Annotated in this window: 14 protein-coding genes; 7 read left to right on the plus strand and 7 right to left on the minus strand. The window is 67.9% G+C overall.

Annotation, left to right across the window (positions count from 1 at the left end; all coding sequences use genetic code 11):
- Positions 1-35: 35 nt before the first annotated feature.
- Together HUK65_RS07410 and HUK65_RS07415 are read right to left on the minus strand one after the other, a co-directional pair.
- On the minus strand, positions 36-860 hold the full coding sequence (locus tag HUK65_RS07410; RefSeq protein WP_179905517.1) for a SapC family protein: 825 nt from the start codon (positions 858-860) through the stop codon (positions 36-38).
- A 42-nt stretch (positions 861-902) separates the two neighbouring features.
- Positions 903-3,854, minus strand: coding sequence for a hypothetical protein (locus HUK65_RS07415; protein ID WP_179905518.1), 2,952 nt, complete (start codon positions 3,852-3,854; stop codon positions 903-905).
- Positions 3,855-4,158: 304 nt separating this feature from the next.
- Here HUK65_RS07415 and HUK65_RS07420 point away from each other — a divergent pair, with 304 nt between their 5' ends.
- A complete protein-coding gene (locus HUK65_RS07420) occupies positions 4,159-4,932 on the plus strand; it encodes a hydroxypyruvate isomerase family protein (RefSeq protein WP_179905519.1) in 774 nt (257 codons plus the stop codon).
- On the opposite strand, the gene phoB is transcribed toward HUK65_RS07420, so the two are convergent.
- The 3 genes from phoB to HUK65_RS07435 form a co-directional block, all read right to left on the minus strand.
- The gene (phoB, locus tag HUK65_RS07425; protein ID WP_179905520.1) at positions 4,917-5,618 is read right to left on the minus strand and encodes a phosphate regulon transcriptional regulator PhoB; all 702 of its coding nucleotides are present in this window, start codon (positions 5,616-5,618) and stop codon (positions 4,917-4,919) included. The genes HUK65_RS07420 and phoB overlap by 16 nt on opposite strands.
- Positions 5,615-6,334 (minus strand): phosphate signaling complex protein PhoU, encoded by a 720-nt coding sequence (phoU, locus tag HUK65_RS07430; RefSeq protein ID WP_179905521.1) that lies wholly within the window; start codon positions 6,332-6,334, stop codon positions 5,615-5,617. The genes phoB and phoU overlap by 4 nt, the downstream gene beginning before the upstream one ends.
- Positions 6,335-6,403: 69 nt before the next feature.
- Positions 6,404-7,540: a sensor histidine kinase gene (locus HUK65_RS07435; protein ID WP_235441820.1), complete on the minus strand. Its 1,137-nt coding sequence runs from the start codon at positions 7,538-7,540 to the stop codon at positions 6,404-6,406.
- A 291-nt stretch (positions 7,541-7,831) separates the two neighbouring features.
- Between HUK65_RS07435 and tsaE the strand changes: the two genes are divergently transcribed.
- The 5 genes from tsaE (at position 7,832) to hslV (ending at position 15,797) form a co-directional block, all read left to right on the plus strand.
- A complete protein-coding gene (tsaE, locus tag HUK65_RS07440) occupies positions 7,832-8,323 on the plus strand; it encodes a tRNA (adenosine(37)-N6)-threonylcarbamoyltransferase complex ATPase subunit type 1 TsaE (protein ID WP_235441821.1) in 492 nt (163 codons plus the stop codon).
- 78 nt (positions 8,324-8,401) lie between these two features.
- On the plus strand, positions 8,402-11,341 hold the full coding sequence (gene addB / locus HUK65_RS07445) for a double-strand break repair protein AddB (protein WP_179905522.1): 2,940 nt from the start codon (positions 8,402-8,404) through the stop codon (positions 11,339-11,341).
- Between the two features lie 103 nt (positions 11,342-11,444).
- On the plus strand, positions 11,445-14,819 hold the full coding sequence (addA, locus tag HUK65_RS07450) for a double-strand break repair helicase AddA (RefSeq protein WP_327787056.1): 3,375 nt from the start codon (positions 11,445-11,447) through the stop codon (positions 14,817-14,819).
- 31 nt (positions 14,820-14,850) lie between these two features.
- A complete protein-coding gene (gene trxA, locus HUK65_RS07455; protein WP_179905524.1) occupies positions 14,851-15,171 on the plus strand; it encodes a thioredoxin in 321 nt (106 codons plus the stop codon).
- A 74-nt stretch (positions 15,172-15,245) separates the two neighbouring features.
- On the plus strand, positions 15,246-15,797 hold the full coding sequence (gene hslV / locus HUK65_RS07460; RefSeq protein WP_327787055.1) for an ATP-dependent protease subunit HslV: 552 nt from the start codon (positions 15,246-15,248) through the stop codon (positions 15,795-15,797).
- A gap of 27 nt (positions 15,798-15,824) precedes the next feature.
- On the opposite strand, the gene HUK65_RS07465 is transcribed toward hslV, so the two are convergent.
- Complete coding sequence (locus HUK65_RS07465) at positions 15,825-16,124, minus strand: hypothetical protein (RefSeq protein WP_179905525.1); 300 nt, start codon at positions 16,122-16,124, stop codon at positions 15,825-15,827.
- A gap of 33 nt (positions 16,125-16,157) precedes the next feature.
- A complete protein-coding gene (locus HUK65_RS07470) occupies positions 16,158-17,513 on the minus strand; it encodes a S8 family serine peptidase (RefSeq protein WP_179905526.1) in 1,356 nt (451 codons plus the stop codon).
- 160 nt (positions 17,514-17,673) lie between these two features.
- Here HUK65_RS07470 and hslU point away from each other — a divergent pair, with 160 nt between their 5' ends.
- Positions 17,674-18,978, plus strand: a complete 1,305-nt coding sequence (gene hslU, locus HUK65_RS07475) for an ATP-dependent protease ATPase subunit HslU (RefSeq protein WP_179905527.1) — start codon at positions 17,674-17,676, stop codon at positions 18,976-18,978.
- Positions 18,979-19,112: the final 134 nt, after the last annotated feature.

Below are 19,112 nucleotides of genomic sequence, written 5' to 3' on the forward strand. Positions count from 1 at the left end.
CTTGACTTGCGGTCCCGCGGCGCGCGCGACACCCTTCAATTGCGCCCGTTCCCGAACGGGTCGTTGGCCTGGGAATCGGCCAGCGCGTCCAGAAACCCGCTAAGCCGTTCCGAGGCCCGCGCGGCCATCGGGTCTTCTTGCGCAGGCTGTGGCGCCTGGTCCCGGTGTATCGCCTGAGCCTCGGCATGGGCAAGAAGGCCCAGGTGGGAAAGCGATACAAAATGCGCATGGGCCAGCGACAGGGCACCGGCACGGTGCAGGGCAGAAAGCTGGGTGCGGCTGGCATTGTCCAGCGCGGCCCGGTCCAGCGTCAGATACCCCTGCAGCCCGCGCTCGGCGGGGAAATCGCGCAAGAGTGCCGCCTGCTGCAACTGGGCGCAGGCTTCGGCGGTGCGCCGGGCGGCGGTGGCGCGTTGCTCAAAGAAGCGCACAACCTCGGCCAGGCCGGGTGTCAGATTGCCTTCGGCGTCGAAAAAACGCTCATCCTCGGACGCGTCGGTCAGCAGGCCGCTGCCTTCGTCGATCAGCAATTCAAAGCGGTCGTCGATGCTGCGGGCATCGAACGGGTGCACCCGCAGGATCGAAGGCACATAACTGCCGCGCCAGACACCGGTATCCGACACCAGCGCCGAGTCCCCCTGGGGCTGGACCCGCAGCAGGGCCACCGGCGCCAGCCCGGCGGCGCTGCGGTGAAACAGCAGCGGCATGTTGGCGGCGATCTGTTCATGTTCCCCCAGCACCACCGGCACATGGCGGCGGTTGCGGGCAAAGGCATAGCTGGAAAAACGGCGCCAGCGCCGAGCGGCATGCCGCTCGGCGCTGACGGGGACCATCTGTTCCGTGGTCGGCGTTTCGGTCATTTCATCCCGATCGGTTTCCTTGGGGATCGCAGACCAGTCCGATCAGCCGTTGAACTGTTCGAACCCAAGGACGTTGGCCGAGGAGAAGCCAGACAGATCACCCATCCCCTCGAAGCGGGCATAAGCCGTGCCCGAACCCGTGGAGACACTGACACCGCCATCGGTTCCTTCGATTGCCGTCAGGATCGCATCCGTACCGTCGCCGATCATCAGGTAGATGTTTTCGTTTTCGGCAAGGCCGGTGATGCTGCTTCCCACGGCATCTGCAATGGCGGCATCGTCGTCCAGATCGGCGACTGCGGTCGTGAACACCAGCAGGCCGACATCCGCCCCAAGGGCGCCGCCGTCCGTCACCTGGAAGTCCGTGCCGTTGCCGCGCAGTTCGTCCTGTCCGAAGGTATCGAAGGAGATGCTGATCCGGTCCGCCAGGGCGCCGCCGAGGGTGAACCCGGTCACGGTATCGAAGCCATTGGCCACCGAGCCGCCTTCGAAGACGACGGTATTGCTGCCGGGTGCCGAGAGGTCGATCTGATCGTCGCCACCGCGCCCGCGGATCACGGCATCGGTGTTGCCCGCGACCAGCGTGTCGGCGCCGTCGCTGCCCAGGATCAGCTGCGTCGCCCCCGAGCCGACCCCGGTCAGGCCGATTTCGACCACATCATCCCCGTCCTGCAGGACAGTTTCGATCTGGGCCAGTGCGATGCTGAAATCGGTGATCGGAACCTCGCCCGCGCCTGTCACCTGCACGACCCCGGACATGGTGCCCACGCCGGGACCGTCCGCCGGGTTGCCGAGGATGAAGAAGAAGCCGGGGTGCTCATCCGACGGATAGCCGCCGTAATTCACCACATCCGGATCAATGGTGGTCTGGACATCAAAAGCCGTCAGCCCATCCGGGAACGCTTCGTCGATGCCGAAGATGCTGACGGTAATGGTGTCACCATCGCGGCCGGTTTCGAACATTTCATAGTTCGAGTACGCATATCCCACCACGCTCTCTTCTGCCGGGGTGGCCGCGCGGCCCGCAGCATTGCTGACTTCGGCGCGGAAGGTGATTTCGTTGCCGACTTCGGAGCCGTCGATTTCGGTGTCCACGGTCAGGGACCATGTGCCATCGGCCTGAACCGTGGCGGTGCCGACGTCAGAGAACCCTGCGCCTTCGTCCACGCTGACGGTCACCTCCTGATCGGCCTCCACACCGCGTGTTGCGCCCGAGAAGGTGATAGTGTCGCCCAGATCGTCGATGATCAGCGCGCCATCCTCGCCAATGGCATCAAACGTGATTTGCGGCCGGGTATCGATCATCAGGCCCAGCGTGGCGGGCGGCGCAACAGCGACCCCCTCCAGCGTGCCCTGGACCGAAATCTCGTAGGTGCCGTCACCCGGCAGATCATCGCTTGGAATGGTGTCGGACCAGGTCCCATCGGCGGCGACGGTCACGGCGTCGCGGGCCTCACCATCGATGCTGACAACCACTTCGGAGCCGGGGACGGACACGCCTGAAATGGTCAGATCCTCGCCGATGTTGTCGACATCGCGCACGACATCGTCGGTGGGCGAGGTAACGGCGAAGCCCGGCGCGCTGAAATCGGCCGCAACGTTCTGGCTGGCATCGTCGCTGTTGCCGGCGGCATCGGTGACGCTGGCAGTGACGACAACCTCGGTGACATCGTCGCCCAGGGCTTCGATATCGGCCTGGGGCACGGTGACGGACCAGCTGCCATCGGCACCGACAGCGGCCGGGCCATAGTCATTCCCGGCAAAGGTCACGAAGACGCTGGCGCCTTCTTCGACACCATTCGTGCCGCCGGTGATTTCCAGATCAAAGAAGGTGTTGACCGTGGTCAGATCGTCGATGGGGGCGATCGTCACCTCGGCGGTGAAATCGGTCTGCAGGTCTGCCTCGGCGGGGTCGGCGGCATTGCCGTTCACATCCTCGACGCTGGCGCGCAGGGTGTAGGCGGCATCATCATCCAGCCCGGATGCGTCGATCTCGACGCTCCATTCGCCATCCTGGGCCGTTGCGGTGCCGGTGGCGACCACGGCGCCATCGCCGTCCAGAACGTCAACCGTGACCTCCTGGCCATCCTCGGCATCGGTGGTCCCGGCGACGACCAGCGCGTCATCGCGCTCTTCGGCGTTCAGGACATTGTCGCTGCCAGCCACTTCGGTAATGTCGATGACGGGGGCGATGGTGTCCACGAAGACCGTGGTTGCGCCGCTGCCCAGTTCGTCGAATTCGCCGGTCCCGTCACCGTCGTCATCAAGCACCTCGCTCTCGGCGAGGAAGGCGATCTGCTGCTCACCCTGAAGGGCGGTCAGGTCATCGGGGTCGAAGGCAAAGCGCCACACGCCATCATCGCCAAGAACGCCCATGGTGCTGACGGCAGCGTCCCCTTCGCCGATGGTGGCGGTGATGCGGTCGGAGCCGTCCGGGGCGGGTTCGTCGAAGACGTCATCAAACACCAGCCCGGCCACGTCATCGCGGTTGACCACGGGCAGTGGCGGGGGCGGCGGGGGCGGTGCGGCATCGTCATCGTCGCTGCTGCTGCGGGCCAGTGCCGCAGCCGCCAGCGTCAGACCGGCAAGGGCTGCCACGGCCAGACCGGCACCACCGCCGACAGCGGTTTCGTCCACGGTCACCAGGCCATCGATCATGTCAGCCGCTTCCTGGCTGATCATGATTTCGCCGCTCTTGCCCATGATCACGTCATCGGGCTGCAGCACCACCTGCTGACCATTGCTCAGCGTAAGCCGCAAGGAGCCATCGGCTTGTTCCTGCGCGCTGCGAATGCCGTGAATGCTGGACAGGCTGACGAAATCCGATGTGGCGCCCTGCGCAATCAGCGGCAGCGCCAGAACCCCGGTGCCAATCCCGGCGGCCAGTACACGCTGGTTGCGTGCGATCCAGTCCTGAATATAGGCGCGGCGCTTCGCGTCCCGTGTAACCTTGTTGAATTCGGAACCTTCGGTCCCAGTGCTGAAATCTTTCATGTGTTCAACCCCTGCTTGCACTCGCTGCCTCGCGCGTTCATCCGGACCGGGCAACGGAAAGCCGCGCCGACCAGACCCTCTGCGCATGATTCAGTATCGCATTTGTCTGCCTTGGGCAATGCTCGTGAAGCCTGTTCCGGTGCTGGCGCAAGTGTATGATACCCTGAAACAACACAGGGGGTGATGGCGTTGCGATGAGGCCCGCCCACAGGGGCGCGGGGCGGCGGATTGTCAACCCGATTCGAGGGCTTGAGCCCTGAGCCAAGGCCGGGCAGACTGGGCTCCAAACCGGGCATGAGGCACCATGACTGCGCGCTTTTCGGCCAATACCGGCTTCTTGTGGACGGATCTGGACCTGCCCGGGCGGATCAGGGCGGCCCATGCCGCGGGGTTCGACGCGGTCGAATTCCACGATGAGGCGCAGCGCGGCGATCTTGCTGCCGTGGCCGCGGCGCTTGCCGAGACCGGGCTGCCGGTCTGCGGGCTGAATGTGCGCATGGGCCAGAGCGCGGGCTGCGCCGCAATTCCGGGGCAGGAAGATCAGGCCCGGCGCGATGTTGATGCCGCCGCCCGCACCGCCGAAGCCCTGGGCGCGCAAGCGCTCCATGTGCTGGCGGGGCGTAGCGGCGAGGATGGGGACCGCGCCGCGTTCCTGCGCGTTCTGCGCCATGCGCTGGCGGTGAGTGACCGGGTGGTGCTGATCGAACCCATCTGCCAGCAGGCAATGCCGGGATACTTCCTGCATGACATCGACCAGGCCGCGGCGATCATCGAAGACATCAGCGACCGGCGGCTGCGGCTGATGTTCGACTGCTTCCACATCCAGACCGCAACCGGCGATTGCACTGCGGCCTTTGCCCGCCACGCGGGGCGCGTGGGGCATGTGCAGATTGCCAGCGTGCCCGGACGCAATGAGCCCGGCGTGGACGACATGCTGGACTATGCCCGGCTGATCCCGGCGATGCAGGCGGCGGGGTATGGCGGGGCGTTCGGCTGCGAATACCGCCCGCGCGGCACGGTCGAGGCCGGGCTGGGCTGGCGCGCGCGGTTGCTGGCAGAAATTCAGCCCAGCGCGTAGCCTGCGCCACGCACGGTGCGGATGGGATCGCCGCCGCCCAGGCTGCCATTCTGGCTCAGCGCCTTGCGCAGCCGTCCGATATGGACGTCCACGGTGCGCGAATCGACATAGATGTCACGCCCCCAGACACGGTCCAGCAGCGCCTCGCGGGTCCAGACCTTGCCCGAGCGCTCCATCAGCGCGGCCAGCAGACGGAATTCGGTGGGGCCCAGGTGGATTTCCTTGCCTGACCGGGTCACGCGGTGGCTTTCGGCGTCCAGCCGCAACTCTCCAACCTCCAGCACCGCTCCGGCGACCGAGGGCCGCGCCCGGCGCAGGTTGGCACGCACCCGGGCCAGAAGCTCGGCCACGGAATAGGGCTTGACGATATAGTCATCGGCGCCGGTGTCGAGGCCCCGCACGCGGTCGGTTTCCTCGGACCGGGCCGAGACCATGATGATCGCCGCCCGCCGCCCGTCCGGGGTGGCCTTGATCTGGCGGCAGGCTTCCAGACCCGAAAGCCGCGGCAGCATCCAGTCCAGCAGGATCACATCCGGGGCCTGTTCGGCCACGGCCAGCAGGGCGGCCTCACCATCGGCGGCGGTGGTGACGCGAAACCCCGCCGCTTCCAGGTTGTAACTGAGCAGGGCGCGCTGGGCCGGTTCGTCATCGACGACCAGCACCAGCGGCGTATCGGGCGTACTCATTGTTGCTGAACCTGCTGGGCGGTGATGGTTGATGTGGACAGCCCCTTGGCGCGTTCACCGGGGCGCGCCCCTTCGGCCACGAAGATCACATGCTCGGCGCCATGGGTGACCAGATCGCCCATGCGCTCGATATTCTTGGCGATGAAGACATAATGCAGGCAGGGGGTGATGTTGCGCGGGTCTTCCATCATATGGGTGATGAATTCGCGAAACAGGGCGTTGGTCATGTCATCGACCTCGGCGTCGCGGGCGATGACATCATGGGCAAGGTCCACATCCAGCCGCGAAAACGCGTCCAGCATGTCCTTCAGCATCTGGCTGACCAGCCGCGCCTGGCGCTTCAGCGCGCCCGCGGCGCCGTCGATCACCACGCCTGCGGCCAGCACCGGCACGCGCTTGGCCATGTTCTTCGCATAGTCGCCCAGGCGCTCCAGCTCTCCGGCCATTTTCATCACCGCAACCACGGCGCGCAGGTCATCGGCCTGGGGCTGGCGCAGGGCCAGAAGGCGCACCACCTGGGCGTTGATCTCTTCTTCGGCGGCGTCGATGATCTTGTCGCCCTGGACGACATCACCGGCCAGGTCGGCATCGCGGGTTTCCAGGGCCCGGGCGGCGCGCAGGATGGCCTCTTCGACGTGGCCGCCCATGCTCAGGACGCTCAGGCGGATCTGTTCAAGGTCCTCATCAAAGGCCGAGAATGTGTGACGGTTGCTCATGTTCGGGCGTTTCCTTCGACTACAGGGCACAGTTTGCCGGGCGTATGTAACAGCATCATGACAGGGGCGTCAGCGTGACGGGGGCGTTGCGCTGCCCGGATCATGCGGCGGGGCGGGAGCGGTGCAGGGCAGCAGCACCTCGAACGTGCTGCCGGTTTCGGGGTTGGAGCGGATCACCAGCCGCCCGCGGTGCCGGTTGATGATGTGCTTGACGATCGCCAGCCCCAGCCCGGTCCCGCCCTGATCGCGCGACCGCGCCCGGTCCACCCGGTAGAAGCGTTCGGTCAGCCGCGGAATATGGATCGGGTCCACCCCGTCGCCATGATCGGTGACAGACACGCGCAGCACCGGCCCCTCCAGCCCCGGACATGCCCGCAGAACCCGGCCCGAGATATCGATCCGCCCGCCAGCGCCGCCGTATTTCACCGCATTTTCAAGCAAGTTGTGGAAGACCTGCACCAGCTGGTCATGGTCGCCCGGTATGCTGGGCAGATCATCGGGCAGGGTCAGGTCCAGCGCCAGCCCGGCGCCGTCGATCTGCGGGCGCAGGGCGGCGATGGTGGCGCGCAGCACGTCATCCATGGCCACCGGATCGCGCGGGCGGATACGTTCGCTGGCCTCGACCCGGGACAGCGACAGCAAGTCCTGCACCAGACCGGTCATCCGCGCGGCCTCGCGCGCCATGATGTCCAGGAACTCCTGGCGGGCATGTTCGTCCCGCGCGGCGGCCCCCTGCAGGGTTTCGATGAACCCGGTCAGCACAGTCAGCGGCGAGCGCAGCTCATGGCTGACATTGGCGACGAAATCGCGGCGCTGGGCCTCGGCGGCCTCGCGGTGGCTGATGTCATGCAGGCTGATGACCAGCCCGGCAAACCCCGCGCCGGGTGGCAGCGCCCGGGCGGTGACCTGCCAGGTGGTTTCCGCCGCCGGTTCGGTGATCACCATGCGCGCGGCATGGGGGCGGCCGGGATCATCAATCAGCGCAAAGGCGCCCTCCAGCATGGCCGCGACCTCGGGCTGGCGCAGATAGGCACGCACCCGCGCGCCCTGGATATGCGGGCCGAACAGATCCGCCGCCGCCTGGTTTGCCGCCTGGACCACGCCATTGCGCGCCACCAGCATCACCGGCTCTGGCAATGCGTCGATCAGGGCGCGCATGGCGTCCAGCGTCGCACCTGGAGGGGGAAAGAGGCTGTCCTCGGGCATCGGCGGGCGGTCTCCTGTCCGGTGATCCGGTCATGGCCGGGACCGGGGCCGGCGGTTGATGGGCGGGGCGCTGCCATGTGCAGGCGCGCGCGCAGGATACATGACCTTGCGCGCGTCCGATACCCATGGGCGAGGTGGCCCGGCCGGGCCCCAAGCGGCCTGTTCGTCATGGTGGAACCCTGGTGCGCTGTTCTCGCCCCTGTCTTGTCAGGGTTGCATGACAGTTTGATGACAGCGCCGCTGGCGGTTTTGCGGTTCAGCCCGCGCGGGTTTCGGGCTATGAGCCCCGGCATGGACGCGCCCCTGACCTTGCAGATGGATACCGCCGATGCCACTGCAGCCCTGGCCCGCTGGCTTGCGCCCCGGCTGGGCGCCGGGGATGTGCTGCTGCTGGCGGGGCCTGTGGGTGCGGGCAAGACGCATTTCGCCCGGGCGCTGATCCAGGCCCGGCTGGCCGCCGAAGGCTTGGCCGAGGATGTCCCCTCGCCCAGTTTCACGCTGGTGCAGACCTATTGGGCGGGTGCGCTGGAAATCTGGCATGTGGACCTCTATCGGCTGGGCCACGCCGACGAGGCGCCCGAACTGGGCCTGGATGAAGCCTTTGATACGGCACTTTGCCTGATCGAATGGCCGGAGCGGCTGGGCGCGCTGGCGCCGGATGGTGCCTTGTGGCTGCAGTTTGCCGATGGCCGCCATGATGCGGCCCGCCAGATCACCCTCAGTGCCTCTGCCCCGCGCTGGGCGGGGCTCCTGGCGCAACTGCGCGCAGATTTTGGCGGCTGAGGCCGGTTTCGAACGGTTCCCCCCGTCGGCAAGCCGCGCTAAGCTGCACCGGTCAAAGCCCCTGCCAAAGGCCGATTTGTGTTCACCCCCACCGACACGCCCCGTCTGTTCGCCCTGCCGCCGGGCGCCGATTTTCCGCGTCTTCTGGTTCAGGGCCTGCTGACCCGTATGGACGGCACCCCGCCCGAGGCCATGGCCCGCGTGGCCATTCATGTGAACACGCGGCGCATGCAGCGGCGCATCCGTGCGTTGCTGACCGAAGGCGGCGCGCGCCTGCTGCCGCGTATCCGGCTGATCACCGATCTGGCGCAGGAGGCCGCGCTGCCCGGCCTGCCGCCCCCCGTGCCCCCGCTGCGCCGACGGCTGGAGATTGCGCAGCTGGTCCAGCGCCTGCTGGATCAGCAACCGGACCTGGCCCCGCGCGCGGCCCTGTTCGATCTGGCCGACAGTCTGGCGCGGCTCTGTGACGAAATGCAGGGCGAAGGCGTCCCGGCGGCAGCGCTCGAGCAGCTGGACGTCAGCCGCCATTCCCGCCACTGGGAGCGGTCCTTGCGCTTCCTGCGGCTGGTCGGCGGGTTCCTGGATCAGGACGCCCCCGATGCCGAAGGCCGCCAGCGCATGGTGGTGGAGCGTCTGGCCCGCGACTGGCAGGCCAACCCGCCCGCCGATCCCGTGCTGGTGGCGGGCTCCACCGGCTCTCGCGGGACAACGGCGCTGTTGATGGAGGCCGTGGCCCGGCTGCCGCAGGGGGCGGTGATCCTGCCGGGGTTCGATTTCGACATGCCGGCGCCGGTCTGGGACGGGCTGGACAGCGCCCTCGATGCCGAGGATCACCCCCAGTTCCGCTTTCGCGCGCTGCTGGACCGGATGGGTCTGGCCCCGGCCGATGTGCAGCCCTGGGCGGATATCCCGGCCCCGGTGCCTGCGCGCAACCGGCTGGTGTCGCTGGCGCTGCGCCCCGCGCCGGTGACCGATCAGTGGATGGCCGAAGGCACCCGGCTTGAGGGTGTCGCCGAAGCCGCCGAGGGGATGACCCTGATCGAGGCGCCATCCCCCGGGGCCGAGGCGCTGGCCATTGCGCTGCGCCTGCGCCAGGCCGCGCAGGACGGGCAGGTGGCGGCGCTGATCACCCCGGACCGCACCCTCTCGCGCCAGGTGGCCGCGGCGCTGGACCGCTGGCGGATCACCCCCGATGACAGCGCAGGCCGCCCGCTTGCCCTTTCGGCGCCGGGGCGGTTCCTGCGCCATGTGGCCGAATTGCTGGCCGATCGCCTGAGCGCCGAGGCGCTGATCACCCTGCTCAAACACCCGCTGACGCATAGCAGCGGCGACCGCAACCGGCATCTGCTGCACAGCCGCGACCTGGAGCTGCATATCCGCCGCCACGGGCTGGCCTTCCCGGATGCGCGCGCCTTGCGCACCTGGGCCGAGCGCCGCCCCGAACGTGCCCCCTGGGCCGAATGGCTGGCCGGTGTGCTGCCCGCGGCCCCGCTCTCAGGCGCTGAACCGCTGGCCGATCTGGTTGCCCGCCACATGGCCCTGGCCGAGGCGTTGGCGCGCGGCGCCGATGGCGCCGACAGTGGCGAGCTGTGGTTGCAGGAGGCCGGGCAGGCCGCCCGCGCGGTCATGGACGAGCTTGCGCGCGAAGCAGATCACGGCGGCGCGCTGAGCGCGGGCGACTACCTGCCCTTTGTCACCGCCATCCTGCAGGGGCGCGAAGTGCGCGAACCCGTTGCCGCCCATCCCGGCATCATGATCTGGGGCACGCTGGAGGCGCGCGTGCAGGGTGCCGATCTGGTGATTCTGGGCGGCTTGAATGACGGGGTCTGGCCCGCCGCCCCCGCCCCCGACCCCTGGCTGAACCGCGCCATGCGCGCCAGCGCCGGGTTGTTGCTGCCCGAGCGCCAGGTCGGGCTGGCGGCGCATGACTTCCAGCAGGCCGTGGCCGCGCCCGAGGTGGTGCTGTCGCGCGCCGTCCGTGATGCCGAGGCGCAGACGGTGCCCTCGCGCTGGCTCAACCGGCTGACCAATCTGATGGCCGGGCTGCCCGCGCAGGGCGGCGATGCGGCGCTGGCGGGGATGCGCGCGCGGGGGCAGGGCTGGCTGGACATGGCCCGCCGGATGGAGGCCGATTTCAGCCATATCCCGGATCAGGCCCGCAAACCCGCCCCGCGCCCCGCGCCCTGTCCGCCCCTGGCTGCGCGCCCGGGCGAGCTGCCCGTTACCGCGATCGCGCGGCTGATCCGGGACCCTTATGCGGTTTATGCCGGGACCATCTTGCGGCTGCGCGCGCTCAATCCCCTGAACCCCGAACCCGATGCGCTGTTGCGCGGCACCGTGTTGCACAAGGTGCTCGAAACCTTCACCGGGCTGGATGACCCGGGCGATGACCCGCGCCAGACGCTGTTGCAGACCGCCGCACGGGTGCTGGCGGCCGAAGTTCCCTGGCCCGCCGCGCGGGTCCTGTGGCAGGCGCGGCTGGCGCGGGTGGTGGACTGGTATCTGGCCTATGATGCCGATCTGCCCGGCGCGCCGGTGCTGACCGAGCGCAGCGGCAAGCTGGTGTTGCCGGGCCTGGGCTTTACCCTGACCGCCCGCCCGGACCGGATCGATGCCTGGCCCGACGGGCGGCTGCATATTCTGGACTACAAGACCGGCACGCCCCCCAGCAGGAAACAGCAGGCCCATTTCGACAAGCAATTGCTGCTGGAGGCGGTGATGGCCGAAGCGGGCGGCTTTGCCGCGCTTGGCCCGTGCGCGGTGGCGCGGGTCAGCTATGTCGGCCTTGGCGCGACACCAAAGGTGGAAGCGACCGAGATCACGCCCGAGTTGACCGCCGAGACCCGCGCCGGGCTGGAGCGGCTGATCGCGGCCTATCGCGCGCCGGACAAGGGCTATCCCGCCCGGCGCGCGCTGTTCCAGGCGCGCGATGTCAGCGATTACGACCATCTGTCACGTTTTGGCGAATGGCAGATGCAGGACAGGCCGGTGCCTGTTCCGGTCGGGGATGCGCCATGACCGGGGCCGGGCAGGGGGGCGCTGCCCCCGTCCCCGCGATGCGGGGACTCCCCCGGAGTATTTCAGGCAAGATGAAGTGGAGGGCCCATTGAGTCACGGTGACGTGCGGCGCAACGAGGCCAGCCAGCGGCAGGTGGATGCCGCCGATCCCTTTGCCTCGACCTGGCTGTCGGCCAATGCCGGGTCGGGCAAGACGCGGGTATTGACCGACCGGGTGGCGCGGCTGCTGCTCAACGGGGTGGCGCCGACCCGGGTGCTGTGTCTGACCTATACCAAGGCCGCAGCGTCCGAGATGCAGAACCGCCTGTTTGCGCGACTGGGTGAATGGGCGATGAAGCCCGATGCAGAGTTGTCCGCGGCGCTGGATGCCATTGGCGAGGTGGCGCCGGACAGTGACGCGCTGGCCCGGGCGCGGCGGCTGTTTGCGCGCGCCATCGAAACCCCGGGCGGGTTGAAGATCCAGACCATCCATTCCTTTTGTGCCGGTCTGTTGCGCCGGTTTCCGCTGGAGGCAGGCGTGCCGCCGCAATTTACCGAAATGGATGACCGCGCCGCGCGGGCCCTGCGCGGCGCCGTGGTCGAGGACATGGCCGAAGGCCCGCAGCGCGGGCTGCTGGAGGCGCTGGCCCGCCATCACACCGGCGCCGAACTGGACGGGCTGCTGCAGGCCATGTCCGCCCATGCCGCCACCCTGGCCGCGCCGCCCCCGCCCGGCACGCTGGAGGCGGTGTTCGACCTGCCCGCAGGCTATGACGAGGATGCACTGCTGGCCGAGGTGTTTCTGGGCGGCGAGGGCGCCCTGGCCGAGGCCGTGGCCGCGGTCATGGCCGGGTCCGACAAGGTGACGGATACCCGCAATGCGCAAAAGCTGGAGGCGGTGGCGCTTCGGGTGCCCTCGGCCAGTGTGATCCCGGCGCTGGAGGGGATGTTTCTGAATGGGGCCAAAACCAAGGCGCCGTTCAGCGCCAAGATCGGGGCCTTTCCCACCAAGGGGATTCAGGGCGCGCTGGGGCCGAAGCTGGACCAGCTGGAGGCCTGGATGCGCCGCGTGGAAGCCGCGCGTCCCCGCCGGGTGGCGCTGGCCGCGCTGGAACGTGCACGCGCGCTGGCGGGTTTTGCGCAGGTGTTCCTGCCCGCCTATGCCGCGCGCAAGGCCGCCCGGGGCTGGCTGGATTTCGATGATCTGATCGCCCGCGCCCGTGACCTGCTGCGTGATCCCGGCGTGGCGCAATGGGTGCTCTACAAGCTGGATGGCGGGGTCGATCATATCCTGGTGGACGAGGCTCAGGACACCAGCCCCACCCAATGGGAGGTGATCGCCCTTCTGGCGCAGGAATTCACCGCGGGCGAGGGGGTGGACCGGCGCAGCCTGTTCGTGGTGGGGGATCAGAAACAGTCGATCTATTCCTTCCAGGGCGCCGATCTGCGGGTGTTCGAAGACATGCGCGCGCGCTTCACCGACGCGCTGGAAGCGGTGGGGGTTCGGCTCAACAGGATGCAGCTGGCCCATTCCTTCCGCTCCTCGGACGCGGTGTTGCGGCTGGTGGACATGACCTTTGACGCGCAGCACGGGCAGGGTCTGGGCGGCGATGTGCAGCATATCGCCTTTCACGCCGCGCTGCCGGGGCGGGTGGATCTGTGGCCTGCGGTGGCACCGGTGGAGGACCCGGAGCCCGCGGACTGGTCCGACCCGGTGGACATGATCCCCGAGGAGCACCATAGCCGCACACTGGCGCGCGGCATCGCCGACCATATCCGTGCGCTGATCGACGCGGGCACGCCGATCCCCGATGAGAAAGGCCCGCGGCCCCTGCATGAGGGCGACGTCCTGATCCTGGTGCGCAGCCGCGGTGCGCTGTTTCATGAGATCATCCGTGCCTGCAAGGGTGCGGGGCTGGCGATCGCCGGGGCGGACCGGTTGCAACTGGCCGGCGAGATGGCGGTGCGCGATCTGACGGCGCTGTTGCGGGTGCTGGCCACGCCCGAGGATGACCTGTCGCTGGCCGCCGTGCTGCGCTCTCCGCTGATGGGCTGGTCCGAGGCCGAGCTTTTTGCCCTCGCCCATGGCCGGGACCGTGCCTTTCTGTGGGAACGGCTGCGCGATGATGACAGTGCTGCGCGCGCCATGTTGCTGGACCTGATGGGGCAGACCGATTTCCTGCGCCCGTTCGAGCTGCTGGAACGTGTCCTGACCCGCCATGACGGGCGCCGCCGCCTGCTGGCGCGGCTGGGCCCCGAGGCCGAGGACGGGATCGATGCGCTGCTGGCGCAGGCGCTGGGCTATGAGCGACTGACGGTGCCATCGCTGACCGGGTTCCTGAGCTGGCTTGAGTCCGGTGCGGTGGAGATCAAGCGCCAGCTGGACGCCGCCGGCCGGCGCATCCGGGTGATGACGGTCCATGGCGCCAAGGGGCTGGAGGCGCCGCTGGTGATCCTGCCGGATACCGCCATACGGCGCCCGCGCGACCGTTCGGAGCTTTATGCGCTGGAGGGGGATGCGGTGGGCTGGAAGGGCAGTGGCAGCAATGCCCCGGCGATCGAGGCTGCGCAGGAGGCGGCGCGCGCGCTGAGCGCCGAGGAGGATGCCCGGCTGCTCTATGTGGCCATGACCCGGGCCGAGAAATGGCTGATCGTCGCCGCCGCGGGCAAGGTTGACGATGGCGCCTGCTGGTATGACCGGGTTGCTGCGGGCATGGCGGCGGTTGGCGCCGTGCCGCATGACTTTGGGCTGGGCCGCGGGTTGCGCCATGTCCATGGCGACTGGCCGATGGCGGCGCATGAGGAAACTGCACCGTCCGCGCCGCGGGGGGCGCTGCCCCCTTGGCTGGCGCAGCCGCTGGCGGCGCCGGCCAGGGCGGCGGTGTTGCTCAGCCCCTCGGACCTGGGCGGGGCCAAGGCGCTTGTGGGTGAAAGCGACCCGGAGGCGACGGAAACCGCTGCGCTGGCGCGGGGGCGGGCATTGCATCTTTTGCTGGAACATCTGCCGCTCTGGCCTGCGGATCTGCCGCAGGCGGCGCGCGAAGCGCAGGTCCGCGACCTTCTGGCCACGGGCGACGACGGCCTGCCCCCGAATTGGCCCGATATCCTGTCCGAGGCCGAGGCCGTGCTGGCAGAACCCACCCTGGCGCCGATCTTTGCCGCGGGCACGCTGGCCGAGGTCGATATAACGGCGGATCTGGGTGGGCAGCGGATGTTGGGCACGGTGGACCGGCTGGTGATCGGCCCGGACCGGGTGCTGGCGGTGGATTTCAAGTCAAACCGGCTGGTGCCGTCCAGCGCGCAGGAGGTGCCCGAGGGCCTGTTGCGGCAGATGGGCGCCTATCGCGCGGCGCTGGCGCAGGTCTGGCCGGGGCGGGCCGTGGACTGCGCGCTGCTATGGACCCGAAGTGCCGCGTTGATGCCGCTGCCCGGTCCGCTGCTGGAAGCGGCCCTGAGCCGCGCCGGTATCGCCCTTGACCCCGCCGCGCCCCGTTCATAACTAGGCTGCAACCCAAGACAGGAGAGAGACCATGGCTACCATCGCCGTTTCCGACGCCACATTCGATCAGGAAGTGCGCCAGTCCGACATTCCCGTTGTCGTTGATTTCTGGGCTGAATGGTGCGGTCCCTGCAAGCAGATCGGCCCTGCGCTGGAAGAGCTTTCGGACGAATATGCGGGCCGGGTGAAGATCGTGAAGGTGAATGTGGACGAAAACCCGAATACGCCTGCGCAGATGGGTATTCGCGGCATCCCGGCACTGTTCCTGTTCAAGGATGGCCAGCCGGTGTCCAACAAGGTGGGTGCCGCGCCCAAGTCGGCATTGCAAAGCTGGATCGACAGCGCGGTGTGAGCCGTCGCGGGGGAACCCGCCTGGCGGCGGGTGCCTCCGGCGGGAGTATTTTCGGCAAGAAAATGGGGGCGGGCGTGAGCGAGTTTCCGGGCTGGCATGGCACCACCATTGTGGCGGTGCGGCGCGGCGGCAAGGTGGTGGTGGCCGGTGACGGGCAGGTGAGCCTGGGCCAGACCGTCATCAAGGGCAGCGCGCGCAAGGTGCGGCGCCTGGCGCCCGGTGGGCGCGAGGTGGTGGCCGGGTTTGCAGGCTCGACCGCCGATGCCTTCACCCTGTTGGAGCGGTTGGAAACGAAGCTGGAGGCCAGCCCGGGACAGTTGCAGCGTGCGGCTGTGGATCTGGCCAAGGACTGGCGCACCGACAAGTATCTGCAGAAGCTGGAGGCCATGCTGATTGTCACCGATGGCACCGAGCTTTATGTGATCACCGGCGCGGGTGATGTGCTGGAGCCGGAGCATGATGTGGCGGCGATCGGATCCGGTGGGAATTATGCGCTTGCGGCGGCGCGTGGGCTGATGGAAACCGACCTTGGGGCCGAGGATGTGGCCCGCAAGGCCATGGCCATTGCCGCCGAGATCTGCGTCTATACCAATGGCCGCCTGACGGTCGAAGCTATTGGCGGCTGAGCGGCCGGGGCGCGCCTGAGGCCGTCATCAGTCATTGTCGCGCCTCCAGGCGGGACTGCGCCAGGATGCGCCAATGTCGTTGGGCAAGGAGGGGGGCGGGGCGCCCAGTTCCGGCACCTCGCGCGGGTCCAGCGTGACCACGCCTTCGGGCTCTGCAGAGACAACCCCCGGGATGGCGCGCATCTGTTGGACCGAAGCCCCTTCGCACCGCACGGCAACGACATGCAGCTTGTCCAGCACGCGGGTCACCTGGACCTCGGTCGCCTCGAGGCGCTTCAGGACGCGCGCCATGTCCTCGGACGGGTCGATGGTCAGGATCAGGTCCATTGGCGCGCTCCGGTGAGGTGTCCTTGCGAAGATCTATGGCCCGGCCTTCGGGGAATCAAGGCCGGGCGCCTGAACCAGCCCTGCGCCCACCATTGTTGCCGGCAGGGAAAGCCGTCTTGCCGTCCTTTGCAGATGCGCCCAGAGTTCGCGCCCGCGCAGGCCGCGCGCCTGCGCATGAAGCGCGGCGATGCCTGCGACATGCGGCGCCGCCATGCTGGTGCCGCTGAGATAGCCGCGCTTCCTGGGCCGTGGCAGCGCCGAATCGATGGAGGAGCCGGGCCCGGCCAGGTCGATCTTGCCGAAGTTCGAAAACCCGGATTTGGCCATGGAGGAGGTGATCGACGCCACCGACAGGACCGTCGGCGAATTCGCGGGCTGGCCGGTGGGCTCGTTGGAATTTCCGGCGGCGGCAATGATCAACGCCCCCTGGTTCAGCGCACTGCGTCCGGCCTGGGTGTAATGGAGCGCCTCGGTCGGCACCCGGTTGCCCAGCGACATGTTGATCACCTGCGCACCGTTCTGCAGCGCCCAGTTGATCCCGGCCAGGATTCCCGCGGTTGAGCCCGAGCCGTTGTCCCCAAGCACCTTGGCCACCAGGATGTCGCTGTCATGGGCGATGCCATAGCGTGGCCCCGGGACATGGGGCACGCGGGGGCCGCAGGCGGTGCCGGCGACATGGGTGCCATGGCCGTTTGCATCCTGCGGTGTCTCGCCCGGGATGAAGGACTGCGCCAGGATGCGCCGGTCACGAAAGTCCGGATGCTCCAGGTCCAGTCCCGTATCGAGGATCGCCACCCGGATATCGGTGCCGCCAAAGGGCGACAGCGGCACGCCGGTGGCTATCAACCCCCATGTATGTTCTGCGGTCTGCAGCCCGCCGTCAGCAAGCTCGTGATCCGCATCCGGCGCGTCCGGATGGCCCAGATCCCGGTAAATCCGGTCCACCGCGGCGCGAAACCCGCGCAGGTAGCTTCCGGGGTCGGTCTGCGCCCATTCGATGGTTTCAGGCACCAGCACAAAGGGCTGATCCACCGCGGTCGTAAAGCCTTCGGCCGGCCGCGAGGATGAGAACCTGAGAGCCTCGGCAGCGCTGCCGGTGACGATGGCGATGCCCAGATTGTCGAAGGTCAGCGCCTCGGCGGTGGAGAGCGCCCCGAAATCGACCGCATCATCGGCGAAATCATGGCTATGGGCGTTCACGCGGTTCAGCGCTGCATCGAAGCTGGTGGAGGCGGTGCCGGGGTCATCGTCCCGGAACACGGCAATCAGTCGGCCGGTGTGGCCCTCGGGGTGCTGCTGCGCGCGCGTGCACAACTCGCTCAGCGATGCCGAAAGTGCGGGGCCGTCGCCCGAAGGTATGGCGCCATTGTTGGAATCCTCATGTGTCATGACTTGCTCCTATGGATATCGTCTGGAAATGATCGTGAAGGTCTTGCCTGGAAATACCGCAAGTGTCTCGCAGGCCGGGTGTCCGGTCAAATCAATTCGCACCCTTGGTTTCTGCCCGCCCGCCGCATAAATGGAGGCGAAACCGAGATGGGAGCCGCGCATGACCAACCTGACCCCCCGCGAGATCGTGTCCGAACTGGACCGCTTCATCATCGGCCAGAAGGACGCCAAGCGGGCCGTGGCGGTGGCGTTGCGCAACCGCTGGCGGCGCAAGCAGCTGCCCTCGGACCTGCGTGAGGAGGTCTATCCGAAGAACATCCTGATGATCGGCCCCACCGGCGTCGGCAAGACCGAGATCAGCCGCCGTCTGGCCAAGCTCGCCCGCGCGCCCTTCATCAAGATCGAGGCCACCAAGTTCACCGAAGTCGGTTATGTGGGCCGCGATGTGGACAGCATCATCCGTGACCTGGCCGACAGCGCCGTTGCCATGACCCGTGAGCATATGCGCGAGGAGGTCAAGGCCCGCGCCCAGGCCGCCGCCGAGGACCGGGTGATCGAGGCCATTGTGGGCTCTGATGCCCGCGAGGCCACGCGCGAACGCTTCCGTGAGAAGCTGCGCAGCGGCGCGCTCGATGGCACCGAGATCGAGCTTGAAGTCACCGACACCTCAAGCCCGTTTCCGGCGATGGAGATCCCCGGCATGCCGCAGGGCGGGGCCGGCATGAACCTGGGCGATATCTTCGGCAAGGCCTTTGGCGGCCGAAAGGTGCGCCGGCGCATGACCGTGGGCGAAAGCCATGATGTGCTGGTCAGCGAGGAAGCCGACAAGCTGCTGGATGATGAGACCGTGAACCGCGCCGCGCTGGAGACGGTGCAGGAAAACGGGATCGTGTTTCTGGATGAGATCGACAAGGTCTGTGCGCGGTCGGATGCGCGCGGCGGCGATGTCAGCCGCGAAGGCGTGCAGCGTGACCTGCTGCCGCTGATCGAGGGGACGACGGTTTCAACCAAATACGGGCCGGTCAAGACCGACCATATCCTGTTCATTGCCTCGGGGGCCTTTCACATTGCCAAGCCCTCGGACCTGCTGCCGGAATTGCAGGGCCGCTTGCCGATCCGGGTGGAGTTGCGCCCCCTGACCGAGGGCGATTTCGTGCGCATCCTGACCGAGACCGACAACGCGCTGACCCGGCAATACACCGCGCTGATGGGGACCGAGGACGTGACGGTGGATTTCACCGAAGACGGGATCAAAGCCCTGGCCCGGATCGCGGCCGAGGTGAATCAGGCGGTTGAGAACATCGGCGCGCGGCGGCTCTACACGGTGATGGAACGGGTGTTCGAGGAGGTCTCCTTCACCGCCCCGGACCGCGGCGGCGAGACGGTGACCGTGGACGCGGGTTTCGTGGAGACCAACCTGGGCGACCTGGCCCGCTCGGCGGATTTGAGTCGATATGTGTTGTGAGGACAGCTTGTCAATCGGCTAGCTCATGCTTTTGCGCGTCCCTTTGTCTGAAAATCTTAGGCTCAGGACCTATTGATTTCAGCCTTGCGGCGTGATTCACGCTCCGCAAGGAGACCAATCAATGAGCAATCTTT

Source organism: Rhabdonatronobacter sediminivivens (assembly GCF_013415485.1).
Classification (GTDB): Bacteria; Pseudomonadota; Alphaproteobacteria; order Rhodobacterales; family Rhodobacteraceae; genus Rhabdonatronobacter; species Rhabdonatronobacter sediminivivens.